Origin of the sequence: Frankia sp. AgPm24 (assembly GCF_023243055.1) — a bacterium.
GTDB lineage: Bacteria > Actinomycetota > Actinomycetes > Frankiales > Frankiaceae > Frankia > Frankia umida.
In genome coordinates this window covers 1-19,190 of sequence record NZ_JALKFW010000187.1, presented here as the reverse complement: position 1 = coordinate 19,190, position 19,190 = coordinate 1, and the positions used below count along the sequence as shown (strand labels likewise).

Annotated in this window: 13 protein-coding genes, 1 tRNA gene and 2 pseudogenes; 7 read left to right on the top strand and 9 right to left on the bottom strand. The window is 71.4% G+C overall.

The window, feature by feature from the left end:
* Window positions 1-232: 232 nt before the first annotated feature.
* Window positions 233-1,672 carry a glycosyl hydrolase gene (locus MXD61_RS28495; protein WP_248813550.1) on the bottom strand — a complete coding sequence of 480 codons (1,440 nt, stop codon included), beginning with the start codon at window positions 1,670-1,672 and terminating at the stop codon, window positions 233-235.
* A gap of 857 nt (window positions 1,673-2,529) precedes the next feature.
* On the opposite strand from MXD61_RS28495, the gene MXD61_RS14215 reads away from it, so the two are divergent.
* On the top strand, window positions 2,530-3,216 hold the full coding sequence (locus tag MXD61_RS14215) for a hypothetical protein (protein WP_248813549.1): 687 nt from the start codon (window positions 2,530-2,532) through the stop codon (window positions 3,214-3,216).
* Between the two features lie 51 nt (window positions 3,217-3,267).
* Here the strand turns inward: MXD61_RS14215 and MXD61_RS14210 are convergent, their stop codons facing one another.
* The 5 genes and pseudogenes from MXD61_RS14210 to MXD61_RS14190 form a co-directional block, all read right to left on the bottom strand.
* Window positions 3,268-4,467 (bottom strand): HAF repeat-containing protein, encoded by a 1,200-nt coding sequence (locus MXD61_RS14210; RefSeq protein ID WP_248813548.1) that lies wholly within the window; start codon window positions 4,465-4,467, stop codon window positions 3,268-3,270.
* Window positions 4,468-4,937: 470 nt separating this feature from the next.
* Window positions 4,938-5,448 (bottom strand): annotated as a pseudogene (locus tag MXD61_RS14205) (YhjD/YihY/BrkB family envelope integrity protein); the annotation flags it as partial.
* 59 nt (window positions 5,449-5,507) lie between these two features.
* Complete coding sequence (locus MXD61_RS14200) at window positions 5,508-6,284, bottom strand: glycosyltransferase family 2 protein (RefSeq protein ID WP_248813547.1); 777 nt, start codon at window positions 6,282-6,284, stop codon at window positions 5,508-5,510.
* The gene (locus MXD61_RS14195; RefSeq protein WP_374628939.1) at window positions 6,281-6,958 is read right to left on the bottom strand and encodes an SAM-dependent methyltransferase; all 678 of its coding nucleotides are present in this window, start codon (window positions 6,956-6,958) and stop codon (window positions 6,281-6,283) included. The genes MXD61_RS14200 and MXD61_RS14195 overlap by 4 nt, the downstream gene beginning before the upstream one ends.
* Window positions 6,946-7,938: an acyl-CoA dehydrogenase gene (locus tag MXD61_RS14190; RefSeq protein WP_251079958.1), complete on the bottom strand. Its 993-nt coding sequence runs from the start codon at window positions 7,936-7,938 to the stop codon at window positions 6,946-6,948. Before MXD61_RS14190 ends, MXD61_RS14195 begins: the two co-directional genes overlap by 13 nt.
* 258 nt (window positions 7,939-8,196) lie before the next feature.
* On the opposite strand from MXD61_RS14190, the gene MXD61_RS14185 reads away from it, so the two are divergent.
* From MXD61_RS14185 to MXD61_RS14170, 4 genes are all read left to right on the top strand, one after another.
* Window positions 8,197-8,709 (top strand): DUF6328 family protein, encoded by a 513-nt coding sequence (locus tag MXD61_RS14185; protein WP_248813543.1) that lies wholly within the window; start codon window positions 8,197-8,199, stop codon window positions 8,707-8,709.
* 372 nt (window positions 8,710-9,081) lie between these two features.
* Complete coding sequence (locus tag MXD61_RS14180; protein ID WP_248813541.1) at window positions 9,082-12,462, top strand: AAA family ATPase; 3,381 nt, start codon at window positions 9,082-9,084, stop codon at window positions 12,460-12,462.
* 157 nt (window positions 12,463-12,619) lie between these two features.
* A complete protein-coding gene (locus tag MXD61_RS14175; RefSeq protein ID WP_248813539.1) occupies window positions 12,620-14,206 on the top strand; it encodes an FAD-binding oxidoreductase in 1,587 nt (528 codons plus the stop codon).
* A gap of 5 nt (window positions 14,207-14,211) precedes the next feature.
* Complete coding sequence (locus MXD61_RS14170; protein ID WP_248813537.1) at window positions 14,212-15,105, top strand: NAD(P)H-binding protein; 894 nt, start codon at window positions 14,212-14,214, stop codon at window positions 15,103-15,105.
* 58 nt (window positions 15,106-15,163) lie between these two features.
* Here MXD61_RS14170 and MXD61_RS28875 read toward each other — a convergent pair.
* Together MXD61_RS28875 and MXD61_RS14160 are read right to left on the bottom strand one after the other, a co-directional pair.
* Window positions 15,164-15,229, bottom strand: a pseudogene (locus tag MXD61_RS28875) (hypothetical protein); the annotation flags it as partial.
* Between the two features lie 433 nt (window positions 15,230-15,662).
* Window positions 15,663-15,735 (bottom strand) — tRNA-Asn (locus MXD61_RS14160).
* 142 nt (window positions 15,736-15,877) lie between these two features.
* Between MXD61_RS14160 and MXD61_RS14155 the strand changes: the two genes are divergently transcribed.
* Window positions 15,878-16,159 carry a hypothetical protein gene (locus MXD61_RS14155; RefSeq protein ID WP_248813535.1) on the top strand — a complete coding sequence of 94 codons (282 nt, stop codon included), beginning with the start codon at window positions 15,878-15,880 and terminating at the stop codon, window positions 16,157-16,159.
* Window positions 16,160-16,592: 433 nt separating this feature from the next.
* The gene (locus MXD61_RS14150) at window positions 16,593-16,919 is read left to right on the top strand and encodes a winged helix-turn-helix transcriptional regulator (protein ID WP_308222751.1); all 327 of its coding nucleotides are present in this window, start codon (window positions 16,593-16,595) and stop codon (window positions 16,917-16,919) included.
* 678 nt (window positions 16,920-17,597) lie between these two features.
* On the opposite strand, the gene gltX is transcribed toward MXD61_RS14150, so the two are convergent.
* Window positions 17,598-19,028 carry a glutamate--tRNA ligase gene (gene gltX, locus MXD61_RS14145; protein ID WP_248813531.1) on the bottom strand — a complete coding sequence of 477 codons (1,431 nt, stop codon included), beginning with the start codon at window positions 19,026-19,028 and terminating at the stop codon, window positions 17,598-17,600.
* Between the last annotated feature and the right edge of the window lie 162 nt (window positions 19,029-19,190).

Here is a 19,190-nt window from a genome sequence, read left to right as displayed (position 1 = left end):
AGCCCTGCCTTCTGCTCTGCGACGCCGGGGACCTGCCGTGCTTCCGGTTATCGGCCATACCCGCCGTATGGTCCGGGATATCGACACCCGGCGGGAATCCGGTGGCGTGTGCTGCCTGTGGTCTGCTGACAGCTACCCTGGCGCGGCCGGTGGCCCCGGCGCCGTCGAGGCTGAGGTTCCAGCCCATGACACCTTCGACACGAGGGCGGATGATCTCACGGCGGGTCGCTCCTCACGGTGTCGAAGGCTGACCGCCGGCACCACCCCACAGGGCCCTGTACCGCGCGGCCGACCGGGGGTTGGTGAAGACGCAGTCGGCGCCCGGCGGCTGGTTGAGGTTGGAGCCGACGTTGTCGGGCTCGCAGCTGTTGAAATACGCGTCGTAGAGCAGGGTCTGACCGGCGTGTGCCTGGAACCAGTCCCACATCCACCCGATGTAGCTCTGGTTGTCGCCAGCTCCGTTGGAGCCGGCGCCGGAGGCCACCCCCCATTCGCCCACACCGAACCGCTTGCCGTGCTGCTGGGCGAAGTCGTAGAGCCAGGTGATCCCGCCCTCGGCCTGTGCCTGCTGGTTGAACTGCGCGAGGGTGGTCGACGGGGGGTAGGCGTCGTAGCTGTCGATGCCGATGCTGTCGACGTACGCGTCACCCGGATAGAGGTCGAGCGGGTGGTGGCTGGCCGGTAGCTGCGAGTAGTGCGCGTTGATCGTCCAGTCGAGAACGGGATCGGGGTTGGCGGTGGACCGGATCGCCGTCGCGATGTGCTGCCAGCAACCTCGGTACGCGGCGGCGTCCGTCGCCTGCCACTGGAACCAGTTGCCGTTGGCCTGCCAGGCGAGACGGATGATGGAGTCCTGGCGGGCCGTGGTGTTCAACGTGGTGCCGAAGGTTCGCCAGTTCGTGTCGTAGGCGCCGGCGGCGCAGGCCTGCAGCGAGTTGCCGGAGTTCTCGGGGAAGGGCGGGACGGAGATCAGCAGCCGGCCGGGCCAGTTCTGGTAGTTCAGCTGCGCGAAGCTGGGCGCGACGATGCTCGCCCAGTTGTCGCGGGCGACGAACACGTGTGCGAGATCGCAGGGGGAGCCGCGGAAGGCGCAGAACGCGTCGGTGTTCTGCGGGATCATGTTCGGGTTCGCCCACACCCCGGACAGCCAGGGCAGTCCGGAACGGAAGCCGAGCGCGGGCTCGGAGCTTCCGGTGGTCACCACGGCGCGGTCGAACGTGACCACCGTGCCGCCGCTGGCGGCGTTGCTGGTACCGGTGTTCGCCAGGACGGCGGTGTGACCTCCGTCGGTCAGCCCGGTGATGGTCCGCAGCAGCTGGGGTGCGCGGGTGGGCGCGTAGGTGTCGACGACGGTCGGCTGGCCGCCGTCGACGGCGATGGAAACCCGCCCACCGCTCTGGTTGGCGATGCCGTAGATCTGGATCCCGGTGCCGGTGAACCGGATCGCCGCGACCGCGCCCCGGTCCCGGGCATAGTGGTAACTGGTGTTCGGCGTGGGGGGAGTACAGCCGGCACACCGGATCCAGGCGCCGACGTACGCCACCCGGCCGGCCGCGTTGCCGATGTCGGTGTCCTCGATCGTCGAGGTCAGAGCGGATGCGGGCAGCGCCGTGCCCACCGAGGCGACCAGCATGGCCACGAGGACCGCCAACCCGAGCAGCACCCCGGACACCCCGTGTGCCCCGCTGCCCGGTGCGGTTTCCGTCCGTCGGGCACCGCCGCCGGCCGACCGCGACGCGCCGATTCCGGCTCGCCGGGCCACGGGAAGGTTTTCAGGGTGGATCCTCACCCGTGAGTGAAACTGTGCCATCGGTCCCTGCTCCGAACGTTGTCGGGCAACTGTCATCGCGCACAACGCGCCTGCAGGAGGTTCGCTTCAGCTGGCTCCGGTAATGTTCGCCTTGTGCTTTTCGAGGTGTCGAAAATGAAATCCTGGTCACCTCGTCCAGGTGAGTTCGCAAACGAGACCCTAGCGAAGGGGTGGGGTGGCGGCGCGGAACCACGCGGACGAGCTCGCGAGTTGTTGACGGGATCTTCCGGCTGGCCGAAGATGCATCTCGAGCACTTTCAGGGGTGATCTGGTCTGCGCCCTGTTCCTGTTGCCCCGCAGGCGAAGCGGGGTCTATGGCAATACGGGAAGGGGCACAGGCGGGTCGATGGCGAGGATTTAGCGAGCAGTTGATGGTGGCGCGGTACGCCTCTGGTGTGGTTCGAGTGACCAGCGCCATAACCAGAACGCCGGAAGGATGGGAAGCCCCGCCGGAACGGTCGATGTGGTAAATAAACTGCGGTTGGTCGGGGTCCTTTTGTGGATCACCGATAAATGTGTGGCCTCGACGTGATCTTTCGCCGTGATGGCGGGCATGGGAGGTTAGCCTTACCAAACAACAAGCATGTGAAGATCGGGTGATTGGCGGCTGATGGCACATCCTTGTGCGGTTCGGGCCTTTCACCTGAAAAGCTCACCTCCCGGCGGGATCGGAGCCGGGCTCCGGTCGATCGGACCGGATGGACGTGAACGGAGAAAACATGACCGAGCTGAGCGTGAAGAGAAGGGCGGATTCCGGACATGTCCGCCTGAACGAGCGCGACCTCAATGCCATCGAATGGATCTTTGACATGGGGGCGATTTTTGAAGTGGACATACAGCAGCTGGTCAGCCCGAAGGCGCCGTTGTCGCGTAACGCGGTGCGCTCGGTGGTCCGTCGGTGGGAGAAGGCAGGCGTCGTCCGCGCGGAGCCGATACTCGCGGGGAGGGGCCGGCTCGTACGGCTGACCACCGAGGGTGCCTGTCTTGTCAGCGAGGGCACCCTCGACGTTCCGGCTCAGGAGGTGACGCCGACTCGCTCCGTGCGCCATGCGCTGGCGGGTCGGGCGAGGCTGCAGATCGAGAGATCGAGCGTCGCCACCCTGCAGATGCGCGGCTGGGTGAGTGAGCGCCAATGGCGACTGGAGAACGTCGCGAGCACGATGGCCGGTGACCACGTCCCGCACGGAGTGGTTGTTTTCGATGCCGGTGTCGTCGGCATGGTGCACGTCGCGCACACGGCCGTCGAGCTGGGTCGGCTCCGGTTGCTGTTGGCGGACATCTTCCAGCGACATCCGTTTGTCATCGCCGTCGTTCCGCCCGAGCTGACCGCCGCCGCCCGCCTGCTGGTCGCCGTACAGGCAGCCGATACGGCTACGACGGCTCGGCTGGAAGTCGTGGAGCTCTGAGCGGGACCGACGGATCGACGCGTACCCGGGCGCGGCCGGCCGGCAGGTTACTCACGCGCCTGGATCCGGGGGCCACACCGCCGCGTGCTGGCTGTTGTCCACCGATGCCGAACTGCCCAGCAGCGCTCCGTTGACGGTCGTCGCCAGCACGGAGCTGTACGAGCCGCCCAGACTTCCACGCTCCCGCAGGACGCCCTGGTGCCAGGTGGCGGCACGGGATCCGCCGGCAGGCGCCTGGATCGTGCCGGCCACGAGGCCGTTGTCGGTGAGCCCGGCCGGTTCGAAGCCCTCGGTGGGCAGGGAGATCTCCGTCCGGCGGCCCGCTGTCCACACGAAGGCGCGCTGGCGGTCTCCGATGCTGTGCACCAGCACGTCGCCCTGCCGGTTGATGGCCACCGCCTCGCTGAACTGATCGCCGGGAAGCACACCGAGGTCGGTCATGGACCCCTGGCGCCAGAGGTAGGCGCGCAAGCCGCCCGAGGCGGTCGCGCTCGAGCCGACGACCCAGCCTGTGTTGTTCACCGCCCGCGCGGTGCTGCTGGAACCACCGAGGGTGCCCAGATCGTAGATCCGACCGTTGGACCAGGCGAACGCGTGTGTCGTCCCGTCGGGCCGAGCGCTGGCTCCGGCGACCTGCCCGAGATCGTTCACGGCGGTCGCCGTGCTGTAGTTCCCGCCCAGGGTCCCCAGGTCCTGCATCTGCCCGCGCACGATTCGCCAGGCGTGGGAGTTCGCGGTGTCGGTCGTGCTGCTGCCGGCGATGACGCCGCCGGCGCTGATGGCGGCCACCGTGCTCACCCGGCCGCCCTGACCGTCCGTTCCGCCGAGAAACCCCAGTGGTTGCAGGATACCGTTCGCCCACCGGAACGCCTGGCGGTCGTAGCGTCGGACGATCTCCCCGACCAGCTCGCCCGACTCGTTCATCTGGACGGGCCGACAGTTGCTCAGTGTCAGGCGAACCCTGCCTGCCAGCCATATGAAGCCGACTACCTCGTACGCCGAGATCTGCCAGTATCCGGCGTACAGGCCCTGCCGGTTTCCGCAGGTCACCACCCCTGGCCAGGGCTGGGGTGACGGGATCTGAATCGGCTTCGGTCCGGACGCCGCGCTGGCCTCCGATGTGACCACAGATGTGATCAGGGGTCCGGTGCTCGCCGATGCCACCATCGAGATCGAAGGGGTCGCCGCTGTTGCCTGCTCGGGCAGCAACGGTACCGCGGTGGTCGCGGAGGCCAGAAACTTCAGGAGCACGCGGCGATCGTTGTCGAACATTGGAAGATCCCTTCGATTCCAACCCGGGCCGTCGGTTCGAACATCGCGCCACAGCGGCCGGGTTGTGTGCCGATCCTGCACTGGTGCGGGCTAGAGGATGGCAGCGACAGGAGGCGGATCGAAGGAAACGACACGAAGAAGTACCACACCGATACCACGCTTGATCCAGCTTGTATCAGATCGTGCACGGATCGCGGGAAGAGATGGACGGGCGGTCGTTCGATATTAGGTCGCCGCTCGTCCCGAGAAAACACCGAGAACCGTCCCGACCGTGATGTCGAGATCGGTGTCGGCGTCGACTGCTCGCCGAGGAGTCGTCCGCCTCGACGGCGGCCTGCACGCTGGACGGCCGGCCGACCTGGGGTGGCTGGCCGGTCCCTGTGGAGGTTCCGCGGGCGGGACGACGGGTCCGAGGCACGAGGCGGCGCGGCCAGACCAGGAAGATGATGACGCACGTTCGGCGCCGACCAGTACAACAGCGCGATCATCAGGGTGACGAAGAGGACCAGGACCGGCCATTTCGCGTACGACCAGGCATCGACCGCGGTCTGTCCCAACCGCCCCGGCGAGTCCGACCAGGGCGACCACGCCTCCGGTGCCCCCGCTGTCGCGGATACCGTTCACCGCGTCCCGCGCGACGTCGCGGGCCGAACCCGGTGTCAACTGCTCGACATTGTCCAGAACCGCGGTGGTCGCGGACTTTCCGACCACACCCAGCAGCGAAACCAGAACCAGCAGCGCTGGGAAGATCGCCTGAATGGCGTAGTAGGTGAGGGCTGCGGCCCGGTCGGACGGGGCGTCGTCGTTGAACTCCGCGACGGTCCGCCGCAGAACCGCCCACCACGACCTGGCCGGTAACTCCCGCAGCCGGTCCGGCGGGGCCCGTTCCACCGCGTCGTCCGGTCCGGTGCCCACCGCGAGTTCCGTACGCTGACCGTGTCTTCTCCTGAACGCCACCATGTTTTTTTCGGTTCTCCGCCGTCGCGCGGTATCCCGTGCGTCAGCGCGTTCGGCCGGTTTCAGCTGGTGATGGGGTCGCCGTCGTCGAGGGGTGACCCGGTGGGAACGGGTGGCCCGGCCAGGGGGAGGGCCAGCGCCCGCAGGTGGTCGGCGAAGCCGCCCCGGACCCGTGAGCTGGCTCGGGCGCTCGTGGTGGCCCGCAGCGCGGTACTGGACACGACGCGGACGCCGGGCAGCGCCGTCAGTCGGGCGGCCAGCGCGTGATCCTCACCCACCGGCAGGCACGGCATGCCGCCGGCGCGAAGGTAGGCCGCGGCGGACACGGCCATGTTCGCGCCATGGACGTGCGGATGGGACCGCTCGGCGCCGTCAAGCCGGACGTACCCGGCCCGGTAACGCGCGGGCAGCGTCGAGGGCAGCTCGTTCCAGTCGTCGACCTCCACGATGCCAAGGACGGCGTCGGCACCGTCCCGGGCCAGACGGAGCTGGACGGCGAGCCAGTCGGGTGCGACCCGGGTGTCAGCGTCGGTGGTGGCCAGCCAGAGAGCACCGCCGCCGGGACCGTCGACGCCGATCAGCACGGCGAAACCCGCGCGGCGCGCCGCGCCGACGTTACGCAGCTCGATCCTGAGCGTCGGTACGCCGCGGGCCCGGCACCGCGCCGCCGTGGCGTCCCGACAGCAGTCCAGGACGACCAGGACGGTGACGGGAATCCCGGCCAGCTCCGCATGGGCGGCTGCCGTGGCCACGGCGTCCAGGCACGGACCGACGAGCTCCTGCTCGTCACGGGCGGGTATGACGACCCCTATCCGAGCGGGTGGTGACGGCCCGTTCACGTTCCTCTACCTGCTCGCGTGGGTGTGTCGGCGCACGTGGGTGTGTCGGCGCACGGTGGCGGCGTCCAGATGCCGGTGCGGGTGGCCACCGAGCGGGGGTCGTCCGACCAGACCTGGGCGAGCAGATCCTGGTCCTGGTAGGTGGCCAGCGCGGTCATCCCGGCAGCCGTCGCCGACCGGTCGAGGGCCGCGTGGACCTCACGGGCGCCGAGCGGGTAGTCGGCCACCGGGTGGCGCCAGTGGACGGCGAGCAGGGTGGCGGCACCGGCGGTCGCCCGTCCGGCCAGCTCCGCCAGATCCCGGTCGTCGAGGTAGTACCCGACCTCGGAGAGCACCACCAGGTCGAAGGACGTCGACGGCCAGTCGGCCGGCACCGCGGCGACCTGGACCCGCACGTGCGGCAGGTCGGCCAGGTCGGCCGCGGCCCGCGCGGTCACGGCGGGGGCGATGTCGGTGGCGAGCAGCCGGTCACAGCGACCGGCCAGCAGCCGGGTCAGCACCCCGAGGGAGCAACCCGGCTCGTACCCGCTGGCGTAGCGGCGTTCGGGTAGCAGGGCCATGGTCACGGTCCGTTTGCGCTGCTCGTACCAGCGGGTCCGAAAACCCCACGGATCGGCCCGGTCCGCGTAGAGGGCGTCGAAGTAGCCGCCGGGCAGACTGGTCACAGCTGCCATCCCGGGTCCCCGGCGGCGACCGCGACGCCGAGCTCCGCGAGATCGCGCTCGGCATGGTCCTGGCGGATATAGACCTCCAGGTCGGCCACCCGCTGGGCATGCGCGGGGTCACCGGCCAGCGGGGCGGGCCCCAGCGCCCGTCCCACCCGGGTCAGTACGACGGCGGCGACCTCGGCCACCGTGGCGCGCACCCGGCGCGCCAACCGGCTGTGATCAGCCCGGGGGGCGGTGTCGACCGCGTCGGCCGCGCACCGCAGCGCGTCACGGGCCGATCCCAGCGCCACCTCGACCCCGCCCAGATGCGCGGCCGCGTGCGGGTCGCCGCCGGCGGCGACCCGCCGACGCAACGGGTCGGCGACCCCTGTCGCACCGCCGTACCAGCAGGCGGCGACACCGATGCCGCCGATCCAGAACCCGGGCCGGTCCAGGTAGTCGCCCGGTCCACCGATCGGCCGGGCCGGCACCGCGGCGAAACGGACCGCGCGGGTGTCGCTGCCCCACAGCCCGGCGCTCGCCCAGGCGAGCGGGCCAGGCCGCACCCCCGGATCGTCGAGCGCCACGGCGAACAGCCTGCGTTTCGGGGCCCGCCCCGGCTCTGTGTCCGCCTCGCCGGCCACGCTCGGCTCCGCGGTGGCGGTGAGCAGGGCGTGGGTGAGCAGGGTCGCTCCCGAACACCACTGCTTCGTCCCGGCCAGGCACCATCCGTCGGCCCCGGGACGGGCGGTGACCGCATGCCCCGGCACCTCGGCGGCCCAGACACCCCAGCAGGTCGCCGAGGGTTCGGCCGGTTCGGCCAGCTCGGCAAGCTCGGCGAGGATGGCCACCGCGTCGGCATGGGCCTCCACCAGCCGGGCGGTGACAAGGTCGCTGGAGGCCAGCGCGGCCAGAGCCGACCAGCGCTGCCGCGTCCGTCCCGCCGCCGGCAGTGGCCAGTGCGACGCCCGCGCGCACTGGCGGGCCACCTCGTCCCGTGTCGGCAGTCGCGGACCATGGCCGCCCGGCCGGTCGGGCAGCCCGCCGTCCGGATTGTCAGGGGCCTTCGACGTTGCCGCATGCACGCTCACGGGCTGTCAGGTACCCGGTGCGACCTCTCGAAATCCGCCGCCCGGAGCCCGGCCGGAGTTCGCACGCGGCATCACCGTTCGGCGGGCCACGCCCATCCGCGATGATCTGGATGTGGTGGGTCACCGATGGACGCATGCCCCCGGCTGTTCGGGGCGTGAGGTTACGGTGCGGCGATGACGCAGGACAAAACACCCGACAGCGAGGACGCCGCGCAGGCCCGGGGCGAGACGCCGGCCGAACGGGCCGACCGCAACTGGGGCGAACTGCTCCAGGAGCTGCGCGTCGCCCAGACCGGTGTGCAGGTACTGACCGCCTTCCTGCTCTCCCTGCCGTTCCAACAACGGTTCACGACGTTGAACCACGAACAGCGTGTGCTGTACCTGGCCATCGTCGTGCTGTCGGCCGGCGCCACCGGCCTGCTCGTGATGCCGGTCAGCATTCACCGGGCGGTGTTCGGCCGCCGGGAGAAGGGGACTCTGGTGCGGATCGCGAGCCGGGTCGCCCAGGCGGGTATCGCCCTGCTCGCCCTGGCCCTCTCCGGCGTCGTCGCGCTGATCTTCGATGTCGTCGAGGGACGCACGGCCGCGATCATCGCCGGTGCCACAGCCCTCGTGCTGCTGGTGGTCCTGTGGGCGGTTGTCCCGGTGGCCGTCCGGCTGCGCGGACGCCGCACCACCGGCCGTTAGGTCGCAGGGTGAACGGCGGGCCCTGCCTCCGAGCACACCGGCCCACGGACGTTCTCGCGGGATGGCTGCTCGGCCCCCTCCTGCCCCGCACCTGCCTACCGCCACTGGCCGGCAGCGCCGAATCGGATCGGGCCGGATCCGTCGGATCCGCCGCACAGCGACTGAACGAAACTCCGAAACATTGCCTCGTTGGGTCGTCGACGATCCTGCTGGCGCTGCTGCTCGGCCTTGTCGGGTACGCCCACACCCGACAGCGGCGCCAGACCGGTGCGGCCGGCGCTGTCGAGGTGGACGCGGCGTCGATCGGCGTCTCCTGATCCGTCGGTCGGTCGGTGCATCTCGGCACACCGCCGGTCGCGAGACACTGACACCGTGCCCGACGTGACCGCGCTGCCCGGCACGGTGACCCCCACCGTGCCGGTGCTGCACGTCCGCATGTTCGGCGAGTTCGAGATGGTCCGGGACGGTGGCGCCGCCGGCGGCGCCACCGCGATCGGGCTCGGGTCGGCGCGGGCCGCGTCGCTGTTGGCGTATCTGCTGCTGCATCGCGGGGTGCCGCAGAGCCGGCAGCGCCTCGCCTGCCTGCTGTGGCCGGAGTCGACCGATGCGCAGGCCCGAACGAACCTGCGGCACCTGCTGCACACCCTGCGGCGCACGGTCGACGGCCTGGCCGACGTTCTCACGGTGACGACCCGGACGTTGGCCTGGCGTCCCGATGCGCCGGTGTGGCTGGATGTCGCCGCCTTCGAGGATGTGCTGGCGCGTGCCGAGGCCGAGCCGTCCGACCCGGAACGGTTGCTGCGCGAGGCCGTCGAGCTGTACCGGGACGACCTGCTGGCAGGAAGCTACGAGGACTGGCCCCAGGCCGAGCGGGAGAGGCTGCGAAACCGTTTCCTGGCGGCGCTTCGGCGCCTCGCGGCCCTGGCCGACGAACGCGACGCGGCCGACACCGTCGACACCGTCGAACGTCTGCTCCGCCACGACCCGCTCGACGAGACCGGCTACCGGATACTGATGCGCCGCCACGATGCGGCCGGCGACCGGGCCCGGGCGGTCCGGACCTATCACGCCTGCGTGGCCGCCTTCGAGCACGAGCTCGGGACCCATCCGTCGCCGGCCATCCGCCGCCAGTACGAGGCGATGATCGGCCGATCGGCCGCTCGGGCCGGAGGTACTGCGACCGCCGGAGGTACTGCGACCGCCGGCAGCGTGCCGACCGGCGTGGGCGTTCCCACCGGCATGCGGCCGGCGCTTGTCGGGCGGGCCGCCGAACGCATTGTGCTCACCGACACCTGGCGGGCCGCCGCGGCGGGGCGCTCCCAGCTCGTCCTGCTCACCGGTGAGGCCGGGATCGGCAAGACCCGGCTGACCGAGGAGTTCCGGTCCTGGTGCGCGCACCACGGTGCGGTCACCGCCTCGGCCGGTGCCCATGCGGCGGAGGGTGTGCTCGCCTACGGGCTGATCGTGTCCTGGCTGCGGACCGAGCCACTCGCCGACCGGGTGCGCCGCGCCCGGCCCGAGCAGCTGGGCGAGCTGGCACGGCTGCTGCCCGAACTGCTCACCGAGGTGCCGGGGCTGGCACCGCCCCGGCCGCTGCCGGAGGACGAACTGCGCCAGCGGCTGTTCGACACGGTCGCCAGGACCATCCTGGCCACGGGTGCGCCGGTGCTGCTCGTCGCAGACGACCTGCACTGGGCCGATCCGGAGTCACTGCGTTTCCTGCACTATCTGCTCCGGTTCGCGCCCCGGGCCCGGCTGCTGGTCGCCGCGACCGCCCGGCAGGAGGAGATCGGGCCCGGCCAACCACTCGCCGCCCTGGTCACCGCACTGCGCGGCGGCGACCGGATGACCGAACTCGACCTGCCCCGGTTCGAACCAGCCGAGACCGCCGCGCTGGCCCGTCTGGTCACCGGGCGCGACGTCGACCCCGCCGTCGTCGACCGGTTGCAGGCGGACACCGAGGGAAACCCGCTGTTCGTGATCGAGGCACTGCGGGCGGCCGACGGCCATCCCGGAGCCGGCGGGTTGACCCCTCGGGTCCAGGCAGCGATCGAATCCCGGCTGGCCCGGCTGTCGCCGGAGGCGATCGAGCTGCTCGGCGTCGCCGCCACCATCGGCCGCGACTTCACCGTCGAGGTGCTGGCCCGGGCCGCCGGGGTCGAGCCGGGGAAGCCGGCCGACGGCGACCGGTTCGTCCAGGCACTCGACGAGCTGTGGCAGCGGCGCATCGTGCGCGAACACGGCGCGGACAGCTACGACTTCAGCCACGGCAGGCTGCGGGAGGTCGCCTACGCCCTGCTCCGGCCGGCCCGGCGGCGCCACCATCATCTGCAGGTGGCCCGTGCCCTGGAGTGTCAGCACAGCGCCGACCCCGGCCTGGTCGGCGCACGGCTGGCCCGCCACCTCGAGCTGGGCGGGGCGCTGGAGCAGGCCATCGGCTGGTACCAGCGGGCGGCCGACGCGGCGGCGTTGCTCTACGCCCACGTCGAAGCGCTGCGCCTGCTCGATCATGCGGTGGACCTGATCGGCTCGCTTCCCGGCGGGCCGGGTCGGAACGCACGAGAACTGGCCCTGCTGGAGGCGACCGCGGCTCATCTGGTGGTGGTCGAGACCTTCGCCTCGCCCCGGGTGGCGCAGATCCACCGGCGGGCCGCGGAGCTGTCCCGGGCACTCGGACGCGGGCTGCCGGCACCGCTGGTGTGCTCGCTGGCCCTGGCGAGCCTGACCCGCGGCGACTTCCCGGCGGCCCGCCGGCATGGTGCCGAGCTGCTCGCGCTGGGATCTGGTGACGGTGCGGGCGCGGGCGTGCTCGTCGTCGAGGCCGGGTACGTGCTCGGCATCGCGGAGTTCTGGCAGGGACGACCACCGGCGGCACAGCGGCATTTCGACGCTGCGATCACGGCGTACGACCCGGCGGACCGGGACACCTACGCCGTCCGCTACTGGTTGGATCCCCGGGTGGTGTGCACCAGCCGGCTGGCGATGACCTGCTGGCTGCTCGGGCGCCGCAAGGCTGCTCTGGAAGCCGCCGGGGCCGCCCTGGCCTGGGCCAGGCATCTCGGCCATCCCGCGACCCTGGCCTCCGCCCGGGTCTTCGGGGCCCTGCTCTGCCTCGAGCTGCGGGACGAGGCGGGCCTGCGCGCGCACGTCGCCGCGCTGTCGTCCGACGTCGACGAGCGGGACGTGCCGATCCCGGGCCGCCCGGATGATCCCGCGTTGCTGGTGGCTCGGGCTCTCACCGGCCATCTCGCCGTCCTGGACGGCCGCCGGGACGTCGGACTGGCCGCCATCCGTGCCGTGCTGGCACAGCTGAGCACCGTCGATCCGGCGCCCGGGGCACGCGCGATGGTGGTGCGTGTCCAGCTGGCGGCCACGGCGGTCGCCGGTGACATCACCGCCGGGCTCGCCGCTGCCGATCAGCTGATCGCCGCCGCCGACGGGGTGTGCACGTGGGAGTCGGAGGCACGGCGGCTGCGGGCCGAGTTCCTCGCCCGGACCGGCGTCGGCGCCGACCTGGTCGCTGCCGAGCTGGACGGCGCCCGGCGGGCGGCGCAGCATCAGGGCGCCCGGCTGTTCGAGCTGCGGGCCGCCGTGTCGGCGGTGCGGCTGGCGGCCCGTCCGGACGCCGCGGTCCCACCCGGGGCACGGGCCGCGCAGCGTGAGCGGGCGCGGTTGACCCAGCTCGTCGACGAGCTCACGACCGCGGCCGGGTCGCCGGACCACGACGATGCCCTGAGCCTGCTGGCGCCCTGAGCCTGTCGGTGGTCCGAGCCTGTCGGTGGTCCGAGCCTGTCGGTCGGTCAGCCGGGAACGGCTCGTGGAACGCCGTTGGAACGGTCGGTCCGCGAATCTTGCCCTCGACAGCCGCCGCAACGGTGCCGGCGGCGAGACGGTGAGGAGCCACGTGGTCATGACAGCGACCGACCACAGCAGGACCGACCACAGCAGGACCGACCACAGCAGGACCGACCACAGTGAGGCTGAAGACATCGGGATCGACCGGGCGGGAACGGTTCGTGAACCGGCCGGGCTGCGGCCGGCGTCCGCGCTGCGCTCCCGCTTCCGGGGCGCGTTGCTGCAGCCGGGGGAGGAAGGCTACGAGCAGGCCCGACGGGTGTGGAACGGGGCGATCGACCGACGTCCGGCGCTGATCGCCCGGTGTGCGGGAGCCGACGATGTGATTGAGGCGATCCGCTTCGCGCATGATCGTCAGTTGCCGGTGTCGGTGCGTGGCGGTGGCCATGCGGTGGCGGGCCATGCGGTGTGCGACGACGGCCTGATGATCGATCTTTCGCTGCTGAAGTCGGTCTCGGTCGACCCGGCAGCCCGGACCGCTCGGGCCGCGGGCGGTCTCGTCTGGGCCGAACTGGATGCGGCAACCCAGCAGTACGGCCTGGCCACCGTCGGCGGTGTGGTCAGTCACACCGGTATCGGCGGGCTCACCCTCGGCGGCGGCCTCGGCCACCTCATGCGCCGCCACGGACTCACCGTCGACAACCTGCTGGGTGTCGAGCTGATCACGGCGACCGGCGAGCGCCTCCGGGTCGATGCCGAGCACGAGCCCGAGCTGTTCTGGGGGCTGCGCGGCGGCGGTGGGAACTTCGGGATCGCCACCTCGTTCGAGTACCGGCTGCATCCGGTGGGCCCGATGATCCTGGGCGGGCCGGTGTTCTGGCCGATCGAGGCCGCCCCGACGGTGCTGCGGTACCTGCGCGAGTTCGCTCCCGGCGCCCCGGACGAACTGGGCCTCACCTTCGCGCTGACCAGCGCCCCGCCCATCCCGATCATCCCGCTGGAGGCCGTCGGCACGCCCGTGCTCGGCGTGGTGCTGGCCTGGACGGGGGACCCGGCGGCCGGGCTCGCGGCCACGGCGGCGCTGCGCGGCCTCGCCGGGCCGATCGTCGACGCCGTGCGGCCGATGCCCTACCAGGCTCTGCAGACCATGCACGACGGCGGATCCCCGCACGGCCGGCACTACTACTGGAAGTCGCACCGGCTGGCCACCCTGTCGGATGCCACCATCGACGCTCTCGTCGACCTGATGGCCTCGGCGACCAGCCCGTTTGCGCAGATCAACGGCTGGGCGATCGGCGGCGCGGCCAGCCGGGTGGACGCCACGGCGACCGCGGTCGGCCCGCGCGAGGTCGGCTTCGACGTCAGCGTCATCGCCGCCTGGCCACCCGCTGATCCCCGCGATCCCGACGATCCCGACGGCGACCAGCACCGGGCCTGGGCCCGGGCCGGCTGGGCGGCCCTCGGCCAGGAGAGCACCGGGGTGTACGCGAACTTCGTCTCCGACGAGGGTGACGCCGGGGTCGAGGCGGCCTACGGCTCCCGGTTGGGACGGCTGCGGGCACTCAAGGACCGGTTCGACCCGACCAACGTGTTCCGCCACAACGCCAACATCGCGCCGAGTCCGACGACCGGTCCGCCCGGCGGGAGCGTCGTCCAGGGTTGTTCAGCGCCAGCGGTCTCTCCGGGTGGTGGCGGACGATGACGACGGTGCTCGTGACCGGAGCGACCGGGACTGTCGGCTCGCAGGTCGTCCGGCAGTTGCGTCGGCGTCAGGTGGCGGTGCGGGCCTTCGTGCGGGATGCCGACCGCGCCGCGTCCCAGTTCGGTTCGGACGGTGACGGGGTGCGGTGGGCGGTCGGGGACCTGTCCGACCCGGCCTCGGTGCGCCGGGCGATGCGAGGCGTCGACCGGGTGTTCCTCAGCACCGCCAACAGTCCGGCGCAGCAGCCCCAGGAGACCACGGTGATCGACGCGGCCGCGGCCGGCTGGGTGAAGCGCATCGTCAAGCTGTCGGCGCTCGGCGCGCAGATCGGTGCGCCGCAGCTGTTCCTGGACGCGCATGGCCGGATCGAGCAGCAGCTCGCGACCTGTGGGGTGCCATCGGTCGTGTTGCGACCGGCCTTCTTCATGTCGAACCTGTTCGCCCTGGCAGAGCCGGTCCGCACCAGCGGAACGCTGTTCGCCGCGGCGGGTGACGCCCGGATCGCGATGATCGACCCGGCGGACGTGGCGGCGGCGGGCGTGGCCGCACTGCTCGCCGGCACCGGCCCGGACACCAACATCGGCGGGCAGGCCCACGAGGGACGGACCCATGTCCTCACCGGACCCCAGGCGATCACCTTCGCCGACGTCGGTGTGGCCCTGACGACCGCGACCGGGCGCGAGGTCCGCTACACCGAAGTCTCGGACCAGGCCGCCCGGGCGGCCCTCCTCGGTCTCGGCGCGCCGGCCTGGCTGGCGGACAACGTGGTCATGATCTACGCCCTGCTCCGCCAGGGCCACGCCGAGCACACCAGCAACGCCGTCCAGGCTCTGACGGGCCGCCCGCCGCGCACCATCGCCGAGTTCGCGGCCGAGCACCGGGCGGCGTTCGCCCGGTGACAAGATCACCGAGGGTTTCCAGTGCTTCTTCCACCGGCGTGTCGGCATCCACGAAGTGCTGGTAGTAGAGGTCGATCCGGTCGGGGCCAAGCCGGTGCAGGCTGGTCTCGACGGCCTGCGTGATCCGCTGGCGCAGCGCGCCGGGCAGGTACGGCTCGTGCTTCGGTCGTGGCGAGAACTTCGTCCTTCATACCGAAGTTGTTGCAGCCCAGGCCGACCAGGGACAGCGACGGACCGGTCGACCCCACCTGTCGCAGTTCCGCAGCGTGACCCCCAGACCACTTCCGCGCATCCTGCCCTGTTCCGGTTGACCTTGGCCGTACCGACGTATCCGTCCTCGGCGAGGTGCAGAGCAGGCCGGATCGCCACTGGAGCTGCCCATGGCCATCCGGATCTGTAGGTTCGGAAGCAGAGGCTGCCCGGTGCGTTGCGCGGGTCTCCCCGGCGGGCGGGGCCGGAGCGGTCGGCAGGCCGAGTCCGATGCAGAGTTCTCCGAGGACATCCTGCAGATTTGATCTTGATGTGATCGCTGATCAAGTGCCCGAGCTGGGCAGAGGCTCCCGCGAGAGGACTCGAACCTCTAACCTGCCGGTTAACAGCCGGCTGCTCTGCCAATTGAGCTACGCGGGATCGGGTGCCGCAGCACCTGACGCAGTCAGCCTACCTGAGGTTCAGGCCGTCCTGGGCATGGGGTAGGAATCGATCTGGTGTCCCAACGCCAACCGGCCGGTAGATCACCGCCGGCACGTCCCTCGGTCTTCTGGGAGGCAACATGCGGATCAGGCCCAGCGTCGTCGTCGCACTTGGCGTCGGTTACGTCCTCGGCGCCCGAGCTGGGCGGGAGCAGTATGACGCGATTATGCGTCAGGCGCGGGAGATCCGTGAGCGGCCCGAGGTCCAGGGTGCGGCCGGTCTGATCTCCGCGCAGGCTGGTGCGGCCTTCCAGCGGGCGCGTGGCCTGCTCGGCATCGAGCCCGAGCCGCCCAGGACGCTCCCGTTCCGTCCGCTGGCGGCACATAGCTCCAACGGTGTCAGCTCCGTGAGTACCCATTGATGGTCGACTGACCCGACCGGGCCGCGGGCGGGGCCCCCGCCCAGGTGCCCCGCGGCGCTCGCCCCTTCCCCGCCGGCACCGCGATCGCTGTGACGCTGCGCACCCATCAGGACGGTCGCTCCCGGTCGAGAAGAGCGGCGGGCGGCTACCCGGGCCGTCGTGGGGGGGCAGATCGGACGCGATTGCCCCTGTCGCGACCCGCGTGGCTTTCTGCGACCATCTGGTCTCCGGAGATGCCGCACGCTCGGTGAGGTCGGTGGCCGGGAGCGGCGCTGGTGTCGGGACGGCGAGTAGGGATGGATGCCCGTTGAGTCCAGGTGGACGGGGCGGCGGACGCCGCGGGGGACAGGGCAACGCGGGGGAGTCAGCCGGCGGGAGGCCCTCCGCTGGCGGATCGCCCGCTGGCGGGCCGCCTGGTGGGGTGGGGGCGCCGGTGGCGTTGGCCGCCCTGGTGGAACTGCTGGGGCGCCGGTACGCGCTGGGCGTCTACTGGCGGCTACGGGCCGGGGCGGAGTCGTTCCGCACGCTCGAGGCCCGGTTGGACGCACCCGCGGCGCAGCTCACCCAGCGGCTGCGGGAGCTGCGCGAGGGCGGGATCGTCGAAGTGGACGAGGTCGGCGAGTACCGGCTCACCGCGCACGGCCGGCGGCTGCAGGGAGTCCTCGAGCCACTGGCGGCCTGGGCCGACGAGTGGGCGGCGCTGCGGCCTCGCCAGCGCGTCCCACGTGGCGCCGCTGATCGCGGTCACGACGAGCCCTGACGCCCCCCGGACGGTCCCCGGGCCGCCTGACGATCCCCGAGCCGCCGGGTCCGGGGCGTCGCCGGACTCCAGCGAGAGGTGTCAGTCGTGAACCCAGGATGCCCATCTGGCAACCATCTGTAGCTGATGGGGCACTGGGGGAGATCTGGGAAGCGCTCGGGAGCGGGGCGGCCCGATGGTGGTGCCCGGAAGGCGTGGCGCCTGCGGGCGTTATGACGGATTGCGTTCGCCTATTTGACGAACGGTGATGACGGGTTCACAGCTTGTCTTTCGATGATCTTAAGAATCCTTTAGGTCGCGGGAGATGTGCTGTGTCTGTCGGATTCGACGCGGGAGCGGCTGCGGAACCCCCAAGGCCATGACGCACTGGTGCTGCTCCCGTCGATCCGGCCGACCAGAGCTCCACCCGGCGAAGGTAACCCCGACCTTCGGTGGGTGTGCCCAGCCCGGGTCGCGGCCCGTCCCAGCCGCGACCCGGGCTCAAGTCCTTTCCGGCGGTCTTTCGGCATCGAGCCCCGATTGCCTTACTTGTTATGGAACGTTCAACACAGTCGGCGCTCGACTGTTCTCATGCGGTGACCAGTTGGCCGCATTGACGAACCATCCGGGTCAGTCAGCGCGCCCGGAGCGCGCCGCCGAACGATGCCCAGCCACAGCCACAGCCCTCAGGCCCTGGGCTCAGTCGGTGGTGGCGGCCGCGGTGTCGGCGAGGCGGGCGCGGGCGGTGGCGAGGCGGTCGCGGGTGGCGTCCCGGCCGAGGAGCTCGAGGGACTCGAACAGGGGCAGGCCGACGGAGCGCCCGGTCACGGCGACGCGCACGGGGGCCTGGGCCTTGGCGAGCTTCAGGCCGTGCCGCTCGCCGATCTCCAGCAGCGCCGACTTCAGCGCGTCCGCCGTCCAGGAGACGGTGCCGAAGTGTTCGTGGACGTCGGCGAGCAGCACCGCGGCGGGACCCTTCATCGCCTTCGCCCAGGCCGCGTCGTCCACGGGGGCCTCGGGGAGGAAGAGGAAGTCGACCATGGGAACGATCTCGGCGAGCACCGACAGCCGGGACTGCGCGAGCTCGGCCACGGCCGCGAACACCTTCGGGTCGAACGCGTCGGCCGGCCAGGGCGCCGCCGGCGCGCTCAGCCACGGCCGGACGGCGGCGGCGAACTCGTCCACCGTGAGGGCCCGGATGTACTCGCCGTTGAACGCCCGCAGCTTCTTCTCGTCGAAGAACGCCGGCGACGGCTTGACATCGGCCAGGTCGAAGGTGGTCTCGATGGTCTCCCAGGCGACGATCTCCTGGTCGCCGGGCGGTGCCCAGCCGAGCAGCATCAGGTAGTTCTTCATCGCCGCGGGCAGGTAGCCCTCGTCGCGGTAGGACTCGAGCGCCACCTTGTCGCGACGCTTGGACAGCTTCTGCCGCTTCTCGTTGACGATGACGGGGACATGCGCCCACACCGGCGGTTCGGGTGCGCCGAGGGCCGCCCACAGCAGCTGCTGCTTGGGCGTGTTCGGCAGGTGCTCCTCACCCCGGATGACGTGGGTGATGCCCATCTCGAGGTCGTCGACGACGTTGGCGAGCAGGAACACCGCCGAGCCGTCGGCCCGGGCGATGACGAAGTCCTCAAGGGTGTCGTTGGCGAACTGCGGCTCGCCGCGGATGAGGTCCCGCACGACCGTCACGCCCTCGTCGGGGGTGCGGAACCGCAGCGCCCGCCCGGGGCCGGCGGTCAGACCCCGGTCACGGCAGTGGCCGTCGTACCCGCGCTGGGGGTTGCCGGTGCGCTCGGCGAGCAGCTCACGGGTGCAGTCGCAGAAGTAGGCCAGGCCAGCCTGCTGGAGGCGGGCGGCGGCGTCCCGATGGGCCTGCGCCCGCGACGACTGCAGGACGGGGCCTTCGTACCGGCCGGGGCTGATGCCCAGCCAGTCGAGGGCGCTGATGATGCCGTCGGTCCATTCCGGCCGGTTGCGGGAGGCGTCGGTGTCCTCGACGCGCAGCACGAAGTCGCCGCCTGCGCGCAGCGCCACCAGCCAGTTGAACAGCGCCGAACGCGCCCCACCGACATGAAAGATGCCGGTGGGAGACGGCGCGAACCGGACCCGTACCCGCCCAGAACTCATGCCGGCGAGCGTACAGGGATCTCGTGGTCTCCCTCGCGCACCGCGGACGGACGACCACGCACCCGACACCTGCCCGGCGGGCTGGCTGTGGCGCTGTGTCCGCGGTGGCGCGGGTGGTGGGTGTTATTCGCCGAGGAGGTCGAGGGGGGTGGTGGGGTGGTG